14 protein-coding genes and 1 other RNA gene are annotated in these 18463 nt (G+C 64.0%); 9 read left to right on the top strand and 6 right to left on the bottom strand.

Going from position 1 to position 18463, the window contains the following annotated elements:
* Window positions 1-54 precede the first annotated feature (54 nt).
* Entirely contained in the window at window positions 55-2700 is a 2646-nt protein-coding gene (gene gyrA / locus NOV72_RS15745; RefSeq protein WP_106855521.1) for a DNA gyrase subunit A, read from the bottom strand.
* Between the two features lie 694 nt (window positions 2701-3394).
* On the opposite strand from gyrA, the gene ompA reads away from it, so the two are divergent.
* The 4 genes from ompA to ssrA all read left to right on the top strand — a co-directional run bounded on the left by ompA (window position 3395) and on the right by ssrA (window position 6153).
* Window positions 3395-4057, top strand: a complete 663-nt coding sequence (ompA, locus tag NOV72_RS15740) for an outer membrane protein OmpA (protein ID WP_106855520.1) — start codon at window positions 3395-3397, stop codon at window positions 4055-4057.
* 192 nt (window positions 4058-4249) lie between these two features.
* Window positions 4250-4948, top strand: coding sequence for a bifunctional 2-polyprenyl-6-hydroxyphenol methylase/3-demethylubiquinol 3-O-methyltransferase UbiG (gene ubiG, locus NOV72_RS15735; RefSeq protein ID WP_106855519.1), 699 nt, complete (start codon window positions 4250-4252; stop codon window positions 4946-4948).
* Window positions 4949-4952: 4 nt separating this feature from the next.
* Window positions 4953-5717, top strand: a complete 765-nt coding sequence (gene gph / locus NOV72_RS15730) for a phosphoglycolate phosphatase (RefSeq protein WP_245933061.1) — start codon at window positions 4953-4955, stop codon at window positions 5715-5717.
* Window positions 5718-5795: 78 nt separating this feature from the next.
* Window positions 5796-6153, top strand: a transfer-messenger RNA (tmRNA) gene (gene ssrA, locus NOV72_RS15725).
* A gap of 272 nt (window positions 6154-6425) precedes the next feature.
* Here the strand turns inward: ssrA and NOV72_RS15720 are convergent.
* Together NOV72_RS15720 and NOV72_RS15715 are read right to left on the bottom strand one after the other, a co-directional pair.
* Window positions 6426-6695 (bottom strand): hypothetical protein, encoded by a 270-nt coding sequence (locus NOV72_RS15720; RefSeq protein ID WP_106855518.1) that lies wholly within the window; start codon window positions 6693-6695, stop codon window positions 6426-6428.
* A 128-nt stretch (window positions 6696-6823) separates the two neighbouring features.
* Window positions 6824-7894, bottom strand: a complete 1071-nt coding sequence (locus NOV72_RS15715) for a substrate-binding domain-containing protein (protein ID WP_106855517.1) — start codon at window positions 7892-7894, stop codon at window positions 6824-6826.
* A gap of 128 nt (window positions 7895-8022) precedes the next feature.
* Here NOV72_RS15715 and NOV72_RS15710 point away from each other — a divergent pair, with 128 nt between their 5' ends.
* Genes NOV72_RS15710 through NOV72_RS15695 form a run of 4 tightly spaced genes read left to right on the top strand, consistent with a single transcriptional unit; the run spans window position 8023 to window position 13250 of the window.
* On the top strand, window positions 8023-8511 hold the full coding sequence (locus NOV72_RS15710) for an NAD(P)H-dependent oxidoreductase subunit E (RefSeq protein ID WP_106855516.1): 489 nt from the start codon (window positions 8023-8025) through the stop codon (window positions 8509-8511).
* Window positions 8508-10064: a formate dehydrogenase beta subunit gene (locus NOV72_RS15705; RefSeq protein WP_106855515.1), complete on the top strand. Its 1557-nt coding sequence runs from the start codon at window positions 8508-8510 to the stop codon at window positions 10062-10064. Before NOV72_RS15710 ends, NOV72_RS15705 begins: the two co-directional genes overlap by 4 nt.
* A 15-nt stretch (window positions 10065-10079) precedes the next feature.
* Complete coding sequence (gene fdhF, locus NOV72_RS15700; protein ID WP_106855514.1) at window positions 10080-13001, top strand: formate dehydrogenase subunit alpha; 2922 nt, start codon at window positions 10080-10082, stop codon at window positions 12999-13001.
* 3 nt (window positions 13002-13004) lie between these two features.
* Window positions 13005-13250 (top strand): formate dehydrogenase subunit delta, encoded by a 246-nt coding sequence (locus tag NOV72_RS15695; protein ID WP_106855513.1) that lies wholly within the window; start codon window positions 13005-13007, stop codon window positions 13248-13250.
* Between the two features lie 49 nt (window positions 13251-13299).
* Here NOV72_RS15695 and NOV72_RS15690 read toward each other — a convergent pair whose 3' ends face one another.
* From NOV72_RS15690 to NOV72_RS15680, 3 genes are read right to left on the bottom strand one after another with little or no spacing between them, the layout of a single operon-like run.
* Window positions 13300-15036 (bottom strand): FAD-dependent monooxygenase, encoded by a 1737-nt coding sequence (locus NOV72_RS15690; RefSeq protein ID WP_106855512.1) that lies wholly within the window; start codon window positions 15034-15036, stop codon window positions 13300-13302.
* Window positions 15037-15079: 43 nt separating this feature from the next.
* On the bottom strand, window positions 15080-16069 hold the full coding sequence (locus tag NOV72_RS15685) for a cation diffusion facilitator family transporter (protein WP_106855511.1): 990 nt from the start codon (window positions 16067-16069) through the stop codon (window positions 15080-15082).
* 25 nt (window positions 16070-16094) lie between these two features.
* Window positions 16095-16454, bottom strand: coding sequence for an ArsR/SmtB family transcription factor (locus NOV72_RS15680; RefSeq protein ID WP_106855510.1), 360 nt, complete (start codon window positions 16452-16454; stop codon window positions 16095-16097).
* A 124-nt stretch (window positions 16455-16578) separates the two neighbouring features.
* On the opposite strand from NOV72_RS15680, the gene NOV72_RS15675 reads away from it, so the two are divergent.
* Window positions 16579-18438, top strand: a complete 1860-nt coding sequence (locus NOV72_RS15675) for a tetratricopeptide repeat protein (protein WP_106855509.1) — start codon at window positions 16579-16581, stop codon at window positions 18436-18438.
* Window positions 18439-18463: the final 25 nt, after the last annotated feature.

Raw genomic sequence — 18463 nt, 5'->3', positions numbered from 1 at the left:
TAACTAATCCGAGCTTTCAAAAGCGATAACGAGAGGCCTGCGACACAAAAAGTATCAGGCGTTTTCTCCGCCTTCACCATTTTCCGCGTCGCCGGGCTTGGCTGCGGCATCGTCCGAACCGGTGTCTGCTTCGAGTTCGGCCTCGGCTTCCGCTTCGGCAATATGCTGCAGTCCCGACAACTTCGTTCCCTCGTCAAGGCTGATGAGTGTAACACCTTGAGTTGCACGCCCCATTTCACGGATTTCGGAAACGCGCGTGCGGATGAGCACGCCCGAGGTCGTGATCAGCATGATCTCGCTTTCCGGCTCGACGAGCGTCGCCGCGACGACACGGCCGTTGCGCTCCGATGTCTGGATCGCGATCATACCCTTCGTGCCGCGACCATGACGCGTGTACTCGTTGATCGGTGTGCGCTTGCCGTAGCCGTTCTCGGTCGCCGTGAGCACCGACTGGTTCTCGCCGCCCGCGACCAGCATCGCGATGACCTGCTGCCCGTCTTCCAGTTGCATGCCGCGCACGCCGCGTGCCTCGCGGCCCATTGCGCGGACGTCGTTCTCGTCGAAACGCACGGCCTTGCCCGCGTCCGAGAACAGCATCACGTCATGCTCGCCGTCGGTGATCGCCGCGCCGATCAGGTAGTCGCCGTCGTCCAGACCGACCGCGATGATGCCCTTCTTCATCGGACGGCTGAATGCTTCGAGCGGCGTCTTCTTGACGGTGCCGAGCGCGGTCGTCATGAACACGTACTTGTCCGCCGAGAATTCCTTGATCGGCAGCACGACGTTGATCTTCTCGCCCTCCTGCAGCGGGAACATGTTGACGATCGGGCGGCCGCGCGAGGTGCGCGAGCCCTGTGGCACTTCATAAACCTTGATCCAGTACACGCGGCCGCGGTTCGAGAAGCACAGCATGTGATCGTGCGTGTTCGCGATGAACAGCGTGTCGATCCAGTCGTCTTCCTTCATCTGCGTCGCCTGCTTGCCGCGCCCGCCGCGCTTCTGCGCACGGTATTCGGAAAGCGGCTGCGACTTCACGTAGCCCGAGTGCGACATGGTCACGACCATGTCCGTCGGCGTGATGAGGTCTTCGGTGTTGAGCTCCGTCGCGTTCATTTCGATGCGCGAACGGCGGTCGTCGCCGAACTCGGCGCGGATCTGGCCCAGCTCCTCGACGATGATCTGGCGGATACGCTCAGGCCGCGCAAGGATGTCGAGCAGGTCGGCGATCTGCGCCATCACGTCGCGATATTCGCCGACGATCTTGTCCTGCTCGAGCCCGGTCAGGCGCTGCAGGCGCATCTGCAGAATTTCCTGCGCCTGGACGTCCGACAATCTATATAGACCGTCTTCCTGGAGACCGTACGCCGGATTCAGCCCTTCCGGACGATACGCGACGCGGCCGCCCGAAGCCTCGGTCTCGGTGCGCGTAAGCATTTCGCGCACGAGCGACGAATCCCACGGACGCGCCATCAACTCCTGTTTCGCGATCGGCGGCGTGGGCGCGGCCTTGATGATCGCGATGAAATCGTCGATGTTCGCGAGCGCGACGGCGAGACCTTCGAGCACGTGCCCGCGATCGCGCGCCTTGCGCAGTTCGTATACCGTGCGCCGCGTCAGCACTTCCCGTCGATGCGACAGGAAGCACTCGATCATTTCCTTCAGATTCAGCAGCTTGGGCTGGCCGTCGACGAGCGCGACCATGTTCATGCCGAACGTGTCCTGAAGCTGCGTCTGCTTGTACAGGTTGTTCAGGATGACTTCCGGCACTTCCCCGCGCTTCAGCTCGATCACGACGCGCATGCCGCTCTTGTCGGACTCGTCGCGAATGTCGGAGATGCCTTCCAGCTTCTTCTCGTTGACGAGTTCGGCGATGCGCTCGAGCAGCGTGCGCTTGTTCACCTGATACGGAATCTCGTCGACGATGATCGCCTGGCGCTGGCCGCGATCGATCTCTTCGAAGTGCGTGGCCGCGCGCATCACGACGCGGCCGCGCCCCGTGCGGTAGCCGTCGCGCACGCCGGCGACGCCGTAGATGATGCCGGCCGTGGGGAAATCCGGCGCCGGCACGATTTCGATCAGTTCGTCGACCGTCGCTTCGGGCGTGTTCAGCAGATGCAGACAGGCATCGACGATTTCGCGCAGGTTGTGCGGCGGAATGTTCGTGGCCATGCCGACCGCGATGCCGGCCGAGCCATTGATCAGCAGATTGGGGATGCGCGAAGGAAGAACGAGCGGCTCGTTTTCGCTGCCGTCGTAGTTCGGACCGAAGTCGACGGTTTCCTTGTCGATATCGGCCAGCAGCTCATGGCCGATCTTCGCCATGCGGATTTCGGTGTAGCGCATGGCCGCGGCGTTGTCGCCGTCGACCGAACCGAAGTTGCCCTGGCCGTCGACCAGCATGTAGCGCAGCGAGAACGGCTGCGCCATGCGCACGATTGTCTCGTAGACGGACGCGTCGCCGTGAGGATGGTATTTACCGATGACGTCGCCGACGATACGCGCCGATTTCTTGTACGCGCGGTTCCAGTCGTTGTTCAGCTCGTGCATCGAGTAAAGCGCCCGACGATGCACCGGCTTCAAGCCATCGCGGACATCGGGAAGCGCGCGCCCGACGATCACGCTCATCGCGTAATCGAGATACGAGCGGCGCATTTCCTCCTCGAGGGAGATTGGCAGAGTCTCTTTGGCGAATTGATCCATTATCCGTGTCTTGAACTTTGCAGCGGCGACACGGCAGCGCGCGCGGTGATTTCGCGGACTCGCCCGCCGGACGCGCGACATGCGCCGGCGTGGCGCGTAGCCGACGTACGCTGCGCGCCGCGTATGCAGCGCATGCTTTTTTATGCGTGCGAACGCAGCGCATCAGGAGATTCTACCATGCGCGACATTCGCGCCCGGACGCATGCTGTATACATATAGTGTGTGTCGAGCGCGGAACCGGATGACGCACGGGCAGTTCGCCATGCGCAATGCTGTACCAATTACTTACAAAAACTGGGGAACGAATTCCGTCATTTCGTCATGCGGGCGGGCTATTATGCCGCCTCGCCTTTCTGCCAAGCGCAAGATCGGCCGCGATAAAAATACGCAGGAAATGGCACTCGGGCACGTAATGTGCGCACGTTTCGCGCCTTCTTAAGCCTTGTCCGCCTCCTGTCCCTTTCTTGTTGCGCATGCACCACATAAGGTTGCGGGCGTGCCGCGTGCGGGGATATTTTTATCGTTGCAAGGGAACGATATGGCAAAATGCCAACGCACAAACTTAGACATTGCTCGAAGTCTATACAGCGCGTTTTGTTCCGTAGGGAATGTTATACTTCGAGCAATGTATGACTTGTCTTCGTCTACAGGCTCGCAGTAAACCTGCGGTAATCTCAATTTCGAGAGGAGAAATATGAATAAACTTTCAAAGCTCGCGTTCATTGCAGCTACCGCAGTTATGGCTGCATCGGCCTCGGCACAGTCGGTGCCGGCCTCGCGACAAGCTGTGAACGACAACTGGGTGAACGGCACGGGCGAGTATGTGTGGATGAACGGCACGAACGAACTGTGCTGGCGCGACGCATTCTGGACCCCGGCTACGGCAAACGCAAAGTGCGATGGCGCGCTGGTCGCGCAAGCACCGACGCCGCCGGCACCGGTCGCTCCGCCGCCCCCGGTCATCCAGAGCCAGAAGGTTACGTATCAGGCTGACGCTCTGTTCGACTTCGACAAGGCAGTCCTGAAGCCGGCTGGTAAGGAAAAGCTTGACGATCTCGCATCGAAGATCGGCGCGCTGAACCTCGAAGTCGTGGTTGCAACGGGTTACACCGACCGCATCGGTTCGGACAAGTACAACGATCGTCTGTCGCTGCGCCGTGCGCAAGCTGTGAAGGCTTACCTGGTCAGCAAGGGCATCGAAGCCAACCGCATCTACACGGAAGGCAAGGGCAAGCGTGACCCGGTCACGGGCAACACCTGCCAGCAGAAGAATCGCAAGCAACTCATCTCCTGCCTCGCGCCGGATCGTCGCGTGCAGATCGAAGTTGTCGGCACGACGCGTCAGTCGCAGCAGTAATCGCGAGTTGGATTGCCGCAGATCAAACCCCCGCCTCGGCGGGGGTTTTTTTATGCCCTGAGCCTTTTGCGCATTCCCTTAATGAGCCGCCGATTCAGGTAGGCTTCATTCATTCCGCTTTTTGCCCGCCCATTGCGGCGCCTATATACTCGGTCCTAATCGATTCACGACTCAAACAAGGCACTTCCGAACATGACCAATGTCGATCCCCACGAACTGCAGAAATTCAGCGAGCTCGCGCATCGCTGGTGGGACCCGAATGCCGAGTTCAAGCCGCTGCACGAGCTGAACCCGGTACGGCTCGACTGGATCGACGCGCATGCGCATCTGACGGGCAAGCGTGTTCTCGACATCGGCTGCGGCGGCGGCATTCTGTCCGAGTCGATGGCCACGCGCGGCGCAGCCGTGAAGGGCATCGATTTGTCGTCGAGCGCGCTGGGCGTCGCCGATCTGCATAGTCTCGAAAGCGGTGTCGAAGTCGCGTACGAAGAGATCTCGGCGGAAGCGCTCGCCGCGCGCGAGCCCGGTTCGTACGATGTCGTCACCTGCATGGAGATGCTCGAGCACGTGCCGAATCCCGCGGGCATCGTCGCCGCGTGTGCTTCGCTCGTGAAGCCGGGCGGCTGGGTGTTCTTCTCGACGCTGAATCGCAACCCGAAGGCGTATCTGTTCGCCGTCATCGGCGCGGAATACATCGCGCGCATGCTGCCGCGCGGCACGCACGACTACGCACGCTTCATCAAGCCGTCCGAGCTGGCCACGTTCGCGCGTGCGACCTCGCTTCTGACGGTCGACATCAAGGGCATCACGTATCGGCCGATCTCCAAGCATTTCGGCCTGTCGAACGACACCAGCATCAACTACATGATGGCTTGCCGCCGCGAAGCCTGACGCCATGATTAACGACGATCCTTTGTCCACGGGCACCATCGATATCAAGCCCCTGCCGGAAGAAACGAATCCCCTGCCCCAACGCCTCGCCGAGGGCGATGGTCTCGCGTTGTGCCAGGCCGTGCTGTTCGACCTCGACGGCACCATCGCCGATACCGCGCCCGATCTCGTCGCCGCGGTGAACAAGATGCGGCACGATCGCGGCCTCGAAATGCGGCCGCTCGAAACGCTGCGGCCCTTTGCGTCGGGAGGCGCGCGCGGATTGCTCGGCGGCGCGTTCGAGATCGGGCCGGAGCATCACGACTTCGCGGCGATGCGCGACGAATTCCTCGCGAACTACGAGGCCGATCTGTGCATCGAAACGACGCTCTTTCCGGGCATTGCGGAGATACTCGATCAACTCGATGCGCGCGGCGTGCGCTGGGGTATCGTCACGAACAAGGTGACGCGGTTCGCCGCGCCGCTCGTCGGCTTGCTGGGACTCGACACGCGCGCCGGCTGCCTTGTCTGCGGCGACACCACGCCGCATTCGAAGCCGCATCCCGCGCCGCTCCTGCACGCGGCGGAATTGCTGGATGTCGCGCCGGAACGCATCGTTTATGTCGGCGACGATCTGCGCGACGTGCAGGCCGGGTTCGCGGCGGGCATGATCACCGTGGCGGCCGCGTACGGCTATTGCGGCGACGACATTCCGCCGCGCCGCTGGCACGCCAACCACGTGGTCGATTCGCCGGAAGAACTTCAGCAGTTGTTGCGCGACATCGCGTGAGTTGCGAGGCGAACTCATCGCTTGAAAAAGGCGCCGTTCGCCTCATATCGCGTTTCGTGGGATAATCTTTGTTCGCTTGGGGGCGACCTGGTTTCGACAGGGGTTGTGAAGCGGTCAGGGCATACCGAGGACCCGTCACCTCGTTAATCAATGGGAAAATCGTAACTGCAAACGACGATACGTTCGCACTGGCAGCCTAAGGGCCGCCGTCCTCTCACTAATTCGCTGACGGGTTAGGGTAGCAATGCCACGAGAGGTCATATACGTCAGATAAGCCTTTGCGGCGTCACGACGCCAAGGTCGAAAAATTAGTGAATCGCTGTAACGAAGCGTGTTCGTCCGCGTCGTTGCGGTTAAATCAAAAGACAGAACTAAGTATGTAGAACTGTTCGTAGAGCGCTTCTGGACGCGGGTTCGATTCCCGCCGCCTCCACCAGAACACCCGCTAAGAACCCGCGATCGCGCAGGCATCGCGGGTTTTTTCTTGTCCGCGAAAGCGGCAAAAAGAGGCAAAAAGAAAAAAACCCCGCGCGAGGCGGGGTAAACATCCTTGAGAGACGTAGCAAGGACAGAGACAACCTTTGCTACGCCAGAGAGAATAAGCGGCGATACACATCGGCCGAATCAGACCGGTCCGAATACGGTTGCCTTGCGTCAGTTAACAACCGATTCAAGCGTGAGAAATCTCGCTCAGTTCCACAAAGGCACTTAGTTCGACCCGTCCTTCGGGCACTTCAGATTGCAGCCGTTCGGATCGCCGTCGTCGCCACGGCGTCGCATCGCCGATTTGCCTTGCTGATATTTGTCCGACGGCGCGGAGGCCGCGAACTGCATCTGCGGATGCGCGTTGAAGCGGAACTGGTCTTGCAGCACGCCGCCCGGCAAGCCCGGCGAATTCTGAGCAAAGGCGACCGGAACCAGATATGTCGCGCCGGCGATGAGCGCGGCGGAAGAACAAGCGAGCAACGAGAGTTTCATGGCGGTATATCGCGCGAAGAGATCGCGCTCAGAGCAGTTAAGTCGACAGCAAAGCGTTAGGTTAACCCAATTCGCCCTCGACGGCAGTTTTTACGTCCGCCCCGCTCTCTTACCGCGCGTTTCCGATATCAACCGCGCAAGCCTTCGTCGATATCGACAAGCGAGCCGCAGCGCGCCGGATCATAGCCTTCCAGATGCGCGACGCTGTCCGTGAAGCCCGCGCTGCGCAAGATGCGCAACACGGACGCAAGCCGCGCCTCGCCGAGCCGCGCGCGTTCGCACGCGAAGAAGTAGTCCTCGTCGATGATCGGGATGAAATCGAGTGCGAAGTGCTGCGCCGCCGGCTGCACGCCGAAGCCGAGATCGGCCATGCCGCTCGCGACGAATGCGGCGATCGCCGAATGCGTGAGTTCGGTCGTTGCATAGCCATTGATCTGATCCGGATCGACACCCACGCGACGCAACGACAAATCGAGCAACATGCGCGTGCCCGAGCCCGGCTGGCGATTGACGAAGCGCACGTCACTGCGTGCGAGATCGCGCAAGCCGGCGATATGCTTCGGATTGCCCTTGGGCAGAAAGAGACCCTGCGTGCGCCGCGTCAGCCGAATGAGCTGATGTTTGTTCCGGTCCAGAAACGGCCGATAAATCTCCGCGCAAGTCGAACGGAATTCGCCGATCGGCAGGTGGAAACCCGCCAGTTCGCACTCGCCGCGCGCAAGCGCACTCACCGCTTCGGCGCTCTCCCGATACTTGATGTCCACCGGCACGCGCTGATCGCCAAGCGCGCGCACGAGCGTCGCGACGGCGTATCCATGCGACGCGTGAATCCGCACTTGCGTGATGCCGCCCGCGAGGCGCCGGTTCAATTCCACGGCGACGTCGTTCGCCACCGCCTGCAACGGCGCTTCGAGCCGTTCGCCGCAAACCCGCTGCGCACGCAGAACCGACTCGCCCAGTTCCGAGAGCACCGACCCGCGCCCGCGCGATTTCGTGATCAGCGCGCCACCAAGCCGCGCTTCGATTTCGCGCAACAAACCCCACGCGTGCCGATAGGACAAACCCTTAGCGCTCGCGGCGTTCGCGATGCTGCCCGTCTGCGCGACGAGCTGTAAAAGCGGCACAACCGCGCTGAGACTGGTTTCCCGGCCATCGGCGTCGCGCAAGACCAGCTCGGCCCGGCATTCGACGTCCACCATATGCACTCTCCCTTCCTATTGCCAAGATATATCACGACGCCTATTGTTCTTGTACAGGCTCGGCACCCTCAATTATATCGATTCAAATATGTGCCAACAAAACATATGCCGAGCGTTGGAGGAGCCCCATGACCCATCCGCAGCTTTCCGCCGCTGCATCCGCTGAAGTCGTGCGCCGCCACGCGGTACAAGGCGCGACACTGATGACCATTCTTCATGCCATCCAGGACGAAGTCGGCTATGTGCCGGACACGGCCGTCGCGCCGCTTGCGCAAGCGCTCTCGCTGTCGCGCGCCGAAGTCCACGGAGTCATCACCTATTACCATCACTTCCGTTCCGCCCCGCCGGCGCGCGTGACCGTGCAGCTTTGCCGCGCGGAAGCGTGCCGCAGCATGGGCACGGAAGCGCTGAAGGACCACATCGAAGGGCATACGGGTTGCCGTTTCGACAGCGGTCACGCCGAAGACACCGAACTCGAATCGGTGTTTTGCCTCGGCCAATGCGCGCTGTCTCCGTCGATGATGATCAACGGCGAACTGCACGCGCGCGTGACGCCGGCAAAATTCGACCGCCTGTACGCCGCGGCGCAAACGAAAGTCGCGGAGGTGACGGCATGACGCGAATTTACGTTCCCATCGATTCCGCCGCGCTCGCGCTGGGCGCGCAAGCCGTGGCCGAAGCCATCGCGAGCGAAGCGCACAAGCGCGGCATCGACGTGCAACTCGTGCGCAACGGTTCGCGCGGGCTCTTCTATCTCGAACCGCTCGTCGAAGTCGAGACGGCGGACGGGCGCATCGGCTATTCGAACGTCGAGCCCGACGATGTCCCCGCCCTCTTCGATGCCGGTTTTCATGAAGGCAAGGCGCACGAGCGGAACGTCGGCGTCGTCGACGAGATTCCTTACCTCAAGAACCAGCAGCGCCTGACGTTCGCGCGCATCGGCATCACGGACCCGTTGTCCATCGACGATTACACCGCGCTCGGCGGCCTTCAGGGCTTGCGCAACGTGCTCGACATGAACGGCGACGCCGTCTGCCAGGCGCTGCTCGATTCCGGCCTGCGCGGACGCGGCGGCGCGGCGTTTCCCGCGGGCATCAAGTGGAAGACGGTGCGCGGCGCGTACGCGGATCAGAAGTACATCGTCTGCAACGCGGACGAAGGCGATTCCGGCACGTTCTCCGACCGTCTCGTCATGGAAAGCGATCCGTACATGCTGATCGAAGGCATGATCATCGCGGGCGTGGCGGTCGGTGCGACGAAGGGCTACATCTACGTGCGCAGCGAGTATCCGCATTCGATCGCGACGCTGAACCGGGCGATCGACAAGGCGCGCGATGCAGGCTGGCTCGGCGCGAGCGTGCTCGGCACGTCGCATGCGTTCGAGCTGTATGTCGCCAAGGGCGCGGGCGCGTACGTGTGCGGCGAGGAAACCGCGCTGCTCGAATCGCTCGAAGGCAAGCGCGGCATCGTGCGCGCGAAGCCGCCGGTGCCGGCGCTCACGGGCCTGTACGGCAAGCCCACGGTCATCAACAACGTCATCACGCTCGCGACCGTGCCGATCATCTTCGCGAAGGGCGCGGCCTTCTATCGCGACTTCGGCATGGGCCGTTCGCGCGGCACGCTGCCCTTCCAGATCGCGGGCAACGTGAAGCAAGGCGGGCTCGTCGAACTGGCGTTCGGCGTGACGCTGCGCGAACTGCTCTACACCTACGGCGACGGCACCGCGAGCGGCCGTCCGGCGCGCGCGGTGCAAGTGGGCGGACCGCTCGGCACTTATCTGCCGGAAAGCCAGTGGGACATTCCGCTCGATTACGAGGAATACGCGAAGGTCGGCGCGGTGGTCGGACACGGCGGACTCGTCGTTCACGACGACACGTCGAACCTCGCCGAACTCGCGCAATACGCGATGCACTTCTGCGCGCTCGAATCGTGCGGCAAGTGCACGCCGTGCCGCATCGGTTCGACGCGCGGCGAGGAAGTCATCGCGAAGATTCGTGAAGGCGATACGTCGGTGAAGCAGATCACGCTCCTGCGCGAGTTGTGCGACACGATGGTGTCCGGCTCGCTCTGCGCGATGGGCGGCATGACGCCGTTCCCGGTGATGTCCGCGCTCGATCACTTCCCCGAGGACTTCGGGCTGCCCCGCACGCCCGCACAGAAAGCGGCATAGAACAAGGAGACGACAATGTCCAACACCATCAACGGCTGCGGCTCCGGCAACTGCGCGTGCAAGAGCGCGGCGTCGGTGCAGCGCCGCGACCCGCTCGACGAAACCGACTACGGCACGCCGCTGCGCCACGCCGATATCGACGTGACGCTGGAAATCGACGGCCAGAACGTGACGGTTCCCGCGGGCACGTCGGTGATGCGCGCCGCCATCGAAGCCGGCGTCAACGTGCCGAAACTCTGCGCGACGGATTCGCTCGAGCCGTGGGGCTCGTGCCGTCTGTGCCTCGTCGAGATCGAAGGCAAGCGCGGCTATCCGGCGTCGTGCACGACGCCTGTCGAAGCGGGCATGAAAGTGCGCACGCAAAGCGACAAGCTGCAGTCGCTCCGCAAAAACGTGATGGAGCTGTACATCTCCGATCACCCGCTCGACTGCCTCACCTGCCCCGCCAACGGCGATTGCGAATTGCAGGACATGGCGGGCGTCGTCGGCTTGCGTGAAGTGCGCTACGGCTACGAAGGCGCGAACCATCTGAAGGACAAGAAGGACGAGTCGAATCCGTACTTCACCTACGATCCGTCGAAGTGCATCGTCTGCAATCGGTGCGTGCGCGCCTGCGAGGAAACGCAGGGCACGTTCGCGCTGACGATCGCCGGACGCGGCTTCGAATCGCGCGTCGCCGCGAGCGAGAACGTGCCGTTCATGGAATCGGAATGCGTGTCGTGCGGCGCGTGCGTCGCCGCATGCCCGACCGCGACGCTGCAGGAAACGAGCGTCATCATGCTCGGCCAGGCCGAACACTCGGCGATCACCACGTGCGCGTATTGCGGCGTCGGCTGCTCGCTGAAGGCGGAGATGAAGGGCAACACCGTCGTGCGCATGACGCCGAACAAGAACGGCCAGGCGAACGAAGGCCACGCGTGCGTGAAAGGCCGCTTCGCGTGGGGTTACGCGACGCACAAGGACCGCATCAAGAAGCCGATGATCCGCGCGAAGATCACCGATCCGTGGCGCGAAGTTTCGTGGGACGAAGCGATCAACTACGCGGCGAGCGAATTCCGCCGCATCCAGGACAAGTACGGCCGCGATTCGATCGGCGGCATCACGTCGTCGCGCTGCACGAACGAAGAAACGTATCTCGTGCAGAAACTCGTGCGCGCGGCGTTCGGCAACAATAACGTCGATACCTGCGCGCGCGTGTGCCATTCGCCGACGGGCTACGGCCTCAAGACCACGCTCGGCGAATCGGCGGGCACGCAGACGTTCGCATCGGTCGAGCAATCGGACGTGATCATCGTGATGGGCGCGAATCCGACCGACGGCCATCCGGTCTTCGGCTCGCGTCTGAAGCGTCGCGTGCGTGAAGGCGCGAAGCTGATCGTGATCGATCCGCGCCGCATCGATATCGTCGATACGCCGCACGTGAAGGCGGACTATCACCTGCAATTGCGGCCGGGCACGAACGTCGCGATGGTCAACTCGCTCGCGCACGTGATCGTCACGGAAGGCTTGCTGAAGGAAGATTTCATCGCCGAACGCTGCGAGGCGCGCGCCTTCGGGCAGTGGCGCGATTTCGTCGCGAAGGAAGAGAACTCGCCCGAAGCGATGGAAGCCATCACCGGCGTTCCCGCGCAGCAGGTTCGCGACGCCGCGCGCGCCTACGCGCTGGGCGGCAACGGCGCGATCTATTACGGCCTCGGCGTGACCGAGCACGCGCAAGGCTCGACCACCGTGATGGGCATTGCGAATCTCGCGATGGCGACGGGCAACGTCGGCCGCGAAGGCGTCGGCGTGAATCCGCTGCGCGGCCAGAACAACGTGCAGGGCTCGTGCGACATGGGCTCGTTCCCGCACGAGCTGCCGGGCTATCGCCATATCAGTGACGCGGCGACGCGCTCGCTCTTCGAAGAAGCGTGGGACGTGAAGCTCCAGCCGGAGCCGGGCCTGCGCATCCCGAACATGTTCGACGCGGCGATGCACGGCACGTTCATGGGCCTCTACTGCCAGGGCGAGGACATCGTTCAGTCGGACCCGAACACGCAGCACGTGGCGGACGCGTTGTCGTCGATGGAATGCATCGTCGTGCAGGACATCTTCCTGAACGAAACGGCGAAGTATGCGCACGTGCTGTTGCCCGGTTCGACCTTCCTCGAAAAGGACGGCACCTTCACCAACGCCGAGCGCCGCATCTCGCGCGTGCGCAAGGTGATGCCGCCGCTGCCCGGTTATTCCGACTGGGAAGTGACGATCAAACTCTCCCGCGCGCTTGGCTACGAGATGAACTACGCCAACCCGTCGGAGATCATGGACGAGATCGCGCGCCTCACGCCGACGTTCCACGGTGTCTCGTACGAGCGGCTCGACGCGCTCGGCAGCATTCAGTGGCCGTGCAACGAGAAGGCGCCGGACGGCACGCCGACAATGCACATCGACGAATTCGTGCGCGGCAAGGGACGCTTCGTCATCACGAAGTTCATCGCGACGCCGGAGAAAGTCACGCGCAAATATCCGCTGCTGCTCACGACGGGGCGCATCCTGTCGCAATACAACGTCGGCGCGCAGACGCGGCGCACCGAGAACTCGCAATGGCACGACGAGGACCGCCTGGAGATTCATCCGGTGGACGCGGAAGATCGCGGCATCAAGATGGACGACTGGGTCGGCATCGAGTCGCGCGCCGGGCAGACGGTGTTGCGCGCGAAGATCTCCGAGCGCATGCAGCCGGGCGTCGTCTATACGACGTTCCACTTCCCGGAATCGGGCGCGAACGTCATCACGACGGACTCTTCCGACTGGGCGACGAACTGTCCCGAGTACAAGGTGACGGCGGTGCAGGTCATGCCGGTGGAGCAGCCGTCGCAATGGCAGAAGGACTATTCGCGCTTCAACACGCAGCAGCTCGAACTGCTCAACCTCGCCACGACTTCTTCAGGAAAATAAGCAATGGATGTCGATAACCTGATCGAGATGGCGAACCGGATCGGCGAATTTTTCGATTCGATGCCGGACCGCGCCGAAGCCGTCGACAGTGTCGCGGATCACATCCGCCGCTTCTGGGAACCGCGCATGCGGCTCGCGATTCTCGGCGCGCTCGACAACCCGGAAGCGAGCGCGTCGATGGAGCCGATCCTGCGCGAGGCGCTGAACCTGCACAAAGCGGATTTGCTGCCGAAGACGGTTTCGGCCTGAAGTACCTGAAGCACTTGAAGCACCGGAAGCCCTGCACCGCAGGGCTTTTTTAATCTTCGCGATATTCGCGTTCCGCCTGGCGCTCGGTGCTCGTGTCCTGTGCGCCGAACCAGGTTTCGCAGTGACGCAGCAGCCCATGCACATCCGACGGCGCCCGCCCGCGCGCGGCGATATAGCCATCGGGACGCACGAGATAAAACGCGGGACGCGTGCGGCCGTAGTTGTCGGTGAGCGAGTTCGCGCCCTCGCCGCGCGTATCGGTGATGCGCCAGATGCGCACCGCGTTCGGCATGATCGTTTCGATGGCTTTCGCGAGGCCGTCGAGATCCGGATCGCGCATCGCGTGCGCAACGGTGATGGTCGCGGGCGCCAGCGCGATGTCGTCCTCGCCCGACGGGTTCACGAGCAGAAAGAGCGAGAAGCAGCCGGGATCGTGCAGATCGTACAGACAGCCGACGCCGGGCAACCGCCCGAGCGGCCCGTCGACGACATGCACGCGTGCATCGGGCGCGCGCTCGCCCGCGCGCGGGCCGCCGTCGAGCAGACGCTCCAGCGTGAGCGGGCTCTTGCGATAGTTGATCGACAGTTCGCTCACGGTGCGCCGCATCGCGTCGCGCAACGGGCCGATCGCGGCGAGCGCGGGCATCACGTGCTCGCGCATCAGCTTCATCGGGCCGTGCTCGGCGCCCGCCATCTGCGTGAGCATGCTCGACTGACGCAGCACGTCGCGCTCGATCGGATGCCGCTCCGTGTGATAGCTGTCGAGCAGCCGCTCGGGCGCGCCGCCCGCGAGCATGCGCGCGATTTTCCAGCCGAGATTGAATGCTTCCTGAATGCCGGTGTTCATGCCCTGCGCGCCGGCGGGACTGTGCACGTGCGCCGCATCGCCCGCGAGGAACACGCGCGAGACGCGCAGCGTGTCGACCATGCGGCTGTTCAGGTGAAAGTACGACGACCACGTCATGTTCGACAGCGCGATCTTGTGATGCACGCGCCGCTCGACGAGCGCGCGACATTCATCGAGCGTCGGGCCGGCTTTCGATCCGGCCGCGTTGACGGCGCTCGCGACCGGCGCCGGCAAGTCCGCAATCAGGCGCGCGCGGTCGCCGCCCAATGGAAAGAGCGCCGCGAGCCCTTCGCCGGACGCGAAGATGTGGAATTCGTCGTCGGGCCAGTCGGAGTCCGCCTGGAGATCGGCGAGCAGGAACGTTTGATCGAACGTCTTGCCGTCGAAACCGATGCCGAGCCGATGCCGCACGAAGCTGTGCGCGCCGTCCGCCGCGATCAGATACGAAGGCCGCAGCAGTTCGTCACGCCCGTTCGGATGACGCAGCGTCGCCTGCAAACCCGCCGAGCCCTGCGAGAAATCGACCACTTCGACGCCGCGCTCGACATCGACGTGATAGCCCGCCAGATGCTGCGCGAGCAGGCGCTCGGTCTGCGATTGCTCCAGAAAGAGCAGATACGGATAACGCGTTTGCAGCGGATCGAAGTCGAGCCGCGCGAGGCGTTGCCCGTTCGAATAGAGATTCGCGACGCGCGCGCGATGGCCGAGTTCGAGAAACGGTTTGACCACGCGGTGCTGCTCGAAGAGTTCGAGCGTGCGCGCCTGAATGCCGATCGCGCGTGAATGCGGCGAGGGCTCGCGCGCCTTGTCGACGAGCCTGACCGGTATGTGCGCGCGCGCGAGACTCATCGCGGCGGCGAGGCCCGTCGGACCGGCGCCGACGATCAGAACGGGCGCCACGTCCAGCTTGTCGTTCGGATTCAGCTTTGGCGCGAACATGCGGTCGGTCCTCCCGTCAGTCACGCGCTCTAGTGTACGCCGCTCAGTGCGCGTGCCCGCGCTCGTTCAGCACGCACGCGCGGCACGCCTCGCCGAACTCCACCTGCACGGTCGCGTGATGCATCGAATATTCCTGCCGCAGCGTCGTGACGACGCCCTGCACGAAGGCATCGCCGGGATGGCCTTCGGGCATCACGAGATGGACCGTGAGCGCGTTTTCCGTCGTCGAAAGCGCCCATACGTGCAGGTCGTGCACGTCGCGCACGCCGGGAAGCTGCTCAAGATACCGCTCGACGCGCGGCATGTCGACGGAAGGCGGAACGGCGGCCATCGCGAGGCGCATCGCGTCGCGCCCGAGGCCCCACGTGCCATAGACGATGACGGACACGACGATCAGGCTCATCAGCGGATCGAGCCAGCTCGCACCCGTGAACAGGATGATGAGACCGCTCACCGCGACGGCGGCGGAAATGGCGGCATCGGCGGCCATGTGCAGGAACGCGCCGCGCACGTTGAGGTCTTCCTGGCTGCCGCGCATGAAGAGCCACGCGGAAAAGCCGTTCACGATCATGCCGAGCGTCGCGACGACGAACACGTCCAGCCCCGCGACGGGCGCCGGATTGAGCAGACGCTGGATCGATTCGAGCACGATCGCGCCGCACGCGAAGAGGAGCAGCGCCGCGTTGGCGAGCGACGCCAGAATCGACGAGCTGCCCAGGCCGAACGTATAGCGCGAACTCGGCTGGCGCTTGCCGAGCCACACGGCGCCCCACGCGAGCAGGAGGCCGAGCACGTCGGAGAGGTTGTGGCCGGCATCGGCGAGCAGCGCGGTGGAATGCGCGAGAAAGCCGTAGACCGCCTGCACGATCACGATCAGCACGTTGAGACCGACCGCGAGCGCGAACGTGCGGCCCTGCCCTGCCTGCGGCGCGCCGTGATGGTGATGGCCATGCCCGCCGTGCCCGTGCGAATGGCCGTGCGCGTGATCGTCGTGCTGTTCGTGTTCTTCGTGCTGATGCTGATGCGTGCTCATGGGCGTACTCGCGATTCGGTGGCGGTCATTCGATGTCGGCGGCGTCGGCTTGCGGCTCCGCGATGTGCTCCAGCAGCTCGCCCAGCATCGCGCTGATGTGACCGTCCGCCGCCACGTAGAACACCTGCTTGCCCTGGCGCTCGGCCCGCACGATGCGCGCCGCGCGCAGGAGCCGCAAGTGATGGCTCACGAGCGACGCCGACAGCCCGAGCAGTTCCGCGATCGCGCCGACCGCGCGCCGCTGTTCGACGCACGCGAGCACGATGCGCAGGCGCGTCGGGTCGCCGAGCAGGCGGAACAGATCGGCGAGCGGCACGACGCGGTCATCGGACGTAATTGGACTGACGGTGATGGAGGGATCGGACGGCACAATCATTGCCAACATATGAATAGGTGTTCACATGTTAAGTGCCATCGCCGCAACATGTCAACCGCGCTTCTCCGGACAAGCGGCGCCGGTGTGGGAAAATGCGGGGTTTGCTTTTCCGGGCCAGAAGTTTCTCCCCGTCATGGACACCGTATTCGCCCGCGGTTTCGCGGCCCATCGCGATGGCCGCCTGACCGACGCGGAGCGCGACTATCAGGCCGCGCTCGCCGCCGAACCCCGCCACGTCGACGCACTGCATTACCTCGGCGTGCTGCGCCATCAACAGGGCCAGCACGCGGAGGCGGCCGAGCTCGTGCGCCGCGCCGTCGACCTGCGTCCGAGCGACGCCGGCCTGCAGCTCAACCTCGGCAACGCGCTGAAGGCGCTCGGCCGTCTCGACGACGCGATCGAACGCTTTCGCAACGCATTGACGCTCGCGCCGGGCTTTCCGCTCGCGCAGTACAACCTCGGCAACGCCTACACGGCGGCCGGCCGCCACGAAGACGCCGCCGATGCCTTCGAAAAGGCATTGCGCCTGCAACCGAACGATCCGGCCGCATGGAACAATTTCGGCAATGCGCTTTCGGCGCTGCGCCGTTTCAAGGACGCCGCGCACGCGTTCAAACGTGCGCTCGCGCTGCGCCCGCGCCACGCCGGCGCGCACAACAATCTCGGCATGGCGCTGAACGCGCTCGGCGATACGCTCGGCGCGATCTCGCATTTTCGCGCCGCGCTCGACGCCGAACCGAATTACGTCGCGGCGCATTTCAACCTCGGCAATCTGCTCGATACGAACGGCCATCCGGAAGATGCGCTGCCCGTGCTGCGAAAAGCCGTCGCGTTGCAGCCGCACTTCGCGCCGGGGTATTTCGGGCTCGGCCATGCGCTCGCGAAGCTCGGCCGTCACGATGAAGCCCTGCCGCATTTCGAGCGCGCGGTCGGACTCGATCCGAAATATGGCGTCGCGTGGCTGTGCCTCGGCAACACGCATCTCGCGCTCGGCGCGCATGGCGCGGCGCTGCGCGCGTTCGATGAAGCCCTGCGCATCGAGCCTTCGATGCCCGCCGCGCATCTGAATCGCGCGCTCACGCTGCTCACGACCGGCGACTACGCGCGCGGCTTCCCTGCTTACGAATGGCGTCTGCAAACGCCCGGCAGCGCGCCCGCGCCGCGCCTGCCGCGCTGGAACGGCGAGCCGATGCCGCGCCGCACGCTGCTCGTGCGCGCCGAGCAGGGTTTCGGCGACACCTTGCAGTTCGTGCGTTTCGTGGCGTTTGCGGCGAAGCGCGTCGGCAAGCTGGTGCTCGAAGTGCAGCCCGCTCTCATGCCGCTGCTCGCGCCGGCCGCGCAGGCTGCGCGCGTCGAATTGAAGAGCCAGTCGGATGGCGTGCGGACGCACGCGGACGCTTTCTGCCCGCTGCTCAGCCTGCCGCTCGCGCTCGGCATGACGGCTCCCGATGCCATTCCGGCGCGCGCGCCCTATCTCGTCGTGCCCGCCAACTACCGGCGCAAGTGGCGCGGTTCGATCGGCGGCCAGGAGCGGCGCAAGATCGGCATTGCGTGGTCCGGGCGGATGCAGCCGGGCGAGACGCGCTCGGTGCCCGTCAGCGAACTCGCGCCGCTTCTCGCGATCGAAGGCATCGACTGGATCGTGCTCCAGCCGGTTCTCACGGGCCGCGAACGTGACGTGCTGCGCGCGCATCCGAACGCGAAGTCGATTCACACGCTGGAAGGCCGCCTCAAGAATTTCGCCGATACGGGCGCGATCGTCGATCGGCTGGACGCCGTCGTTTCGGTGGATACGTCCGTCGCGCATCTGGCGGGCGCGCTCGGCAAGCCGCTCTGGGTGATGCTGCCTTTCGCCGCCGACTGGCGCTGGGGCATCGATACCGCCGAAAACATGTGGTACCCGCAAGCGCGGCTCGTGCGCCAGCAGACGCCCGGCCGATGGCGCGAAGTGATCGAGGCTGCGGCGGCGGAACTCGCTTTGCTGCCCGCATGAAAAATCCCCGCCGGAGCGAGGATTT

The organism is Caballeronia novacaledonica, from assembly GCF_900258035.1.
Classification (GTDB): domain Bacteria; phylum Pseudomonadota; class Gammaproteobacteria; order Burkholderiales; family Burkholderiaceae; genus Caballeronia; species Caballeronia novacaledonica.
This window is presented reverse-complemented; position numbering and strand designations above follow the sequence as displayed.

Coding starts and splice junctions, on each gene's coding strand:
- gyrA (WP_106855521.1), bottom strand. CDS start 2,700: ATGGATCAATTCGCCAAAGAGACTCTGCCAATCTCCCTCGAGGAGGAA.
- NOV72_RS15715 (WP_106855517.1), bottom strand. CDS start 7,894: ATGGTGGACGTCGAATGCCGGGCCGAGCTGGTCTTGCGCGACGCCGAT.
- gph (WP_245933061.1), top strand. CDS start 4,953: ATGATTAACGACGATCCTTTGTCCACGGGCACCATCGATATCAAGCCC.
- NOV72_RS15720 (WP_106855518.1), bottom strand. CDS start 6,695: ATGAAACTCTCGTTGCTCGCTTGTTCTTCCGCCGCGCTCATCGCCGGC.
- fdhF (WP_106855514.1), top strand. CDS start 10,080: ATGTCCAACACCATCAACGGCTGCGGCTCCGGCAACTGCGCGTGCAAG.
- NOV72_RS15705 (WP_106855515.1), top strand. CDS start 8,508: ATGACGCGAATTTACGTTCCCATCGATTCCGCCGCGCTCGCGCTGGGC.
- NOV72_RS15680 (WP_106855510.1), bottom strand. CDS start 16,454: ATGTTGGCAATGATTGTGCCGTCCGATCCCTCCATCACCGTCAGTCCA.
- NOV72_RS15690 (WP_106855512.1), bottom strand. CDS start 15,036: ATGTTCGCGCCAAAGCTGAATCCGAACGACAAGCTGGACGTGGCGCCC.
- ubiG (WP_106855519.1), top strand. CDS start 4,250: ATGACCAATGTCGATCCCCACGAACTGCAGAAATTCAGCGAGCTCGCG.
- NOV72_RS15675 (WP_106855509.1), top strand. CDS start 16,579: ATGGACACCGTATTCGCCCGCGGTTTCGCGGCCCATCGCGATGGCCGC.
- ompA (WP_106855520.1), top strand. CDS start 3,395: ATGAATAAACTTTCAAAGCTCGCGTTCATTGCAGCTACCGCAGTTATG.
- NOV72_RS15685 (WP_106855511.1), bottom strand. CDS start 16,069: ATGAGCACGCATCAGCATCAGCACGAAGAACACGAACAGCACGACGAT.
- NOV72_RS15695 (WP_106855513.1), top strand. CDS start 13,005: ATGGATGTCGATAACCTGATCGAGATGGCGAACCGGATCGGCGAATTT.
- NOV72_RS15710 (WP_106855516.1), top strand. CDS start 8,023: ATGACCCATCCGCAGCTTTCCGCCGCTGCATCCGCTGAAGTCGTGCGC.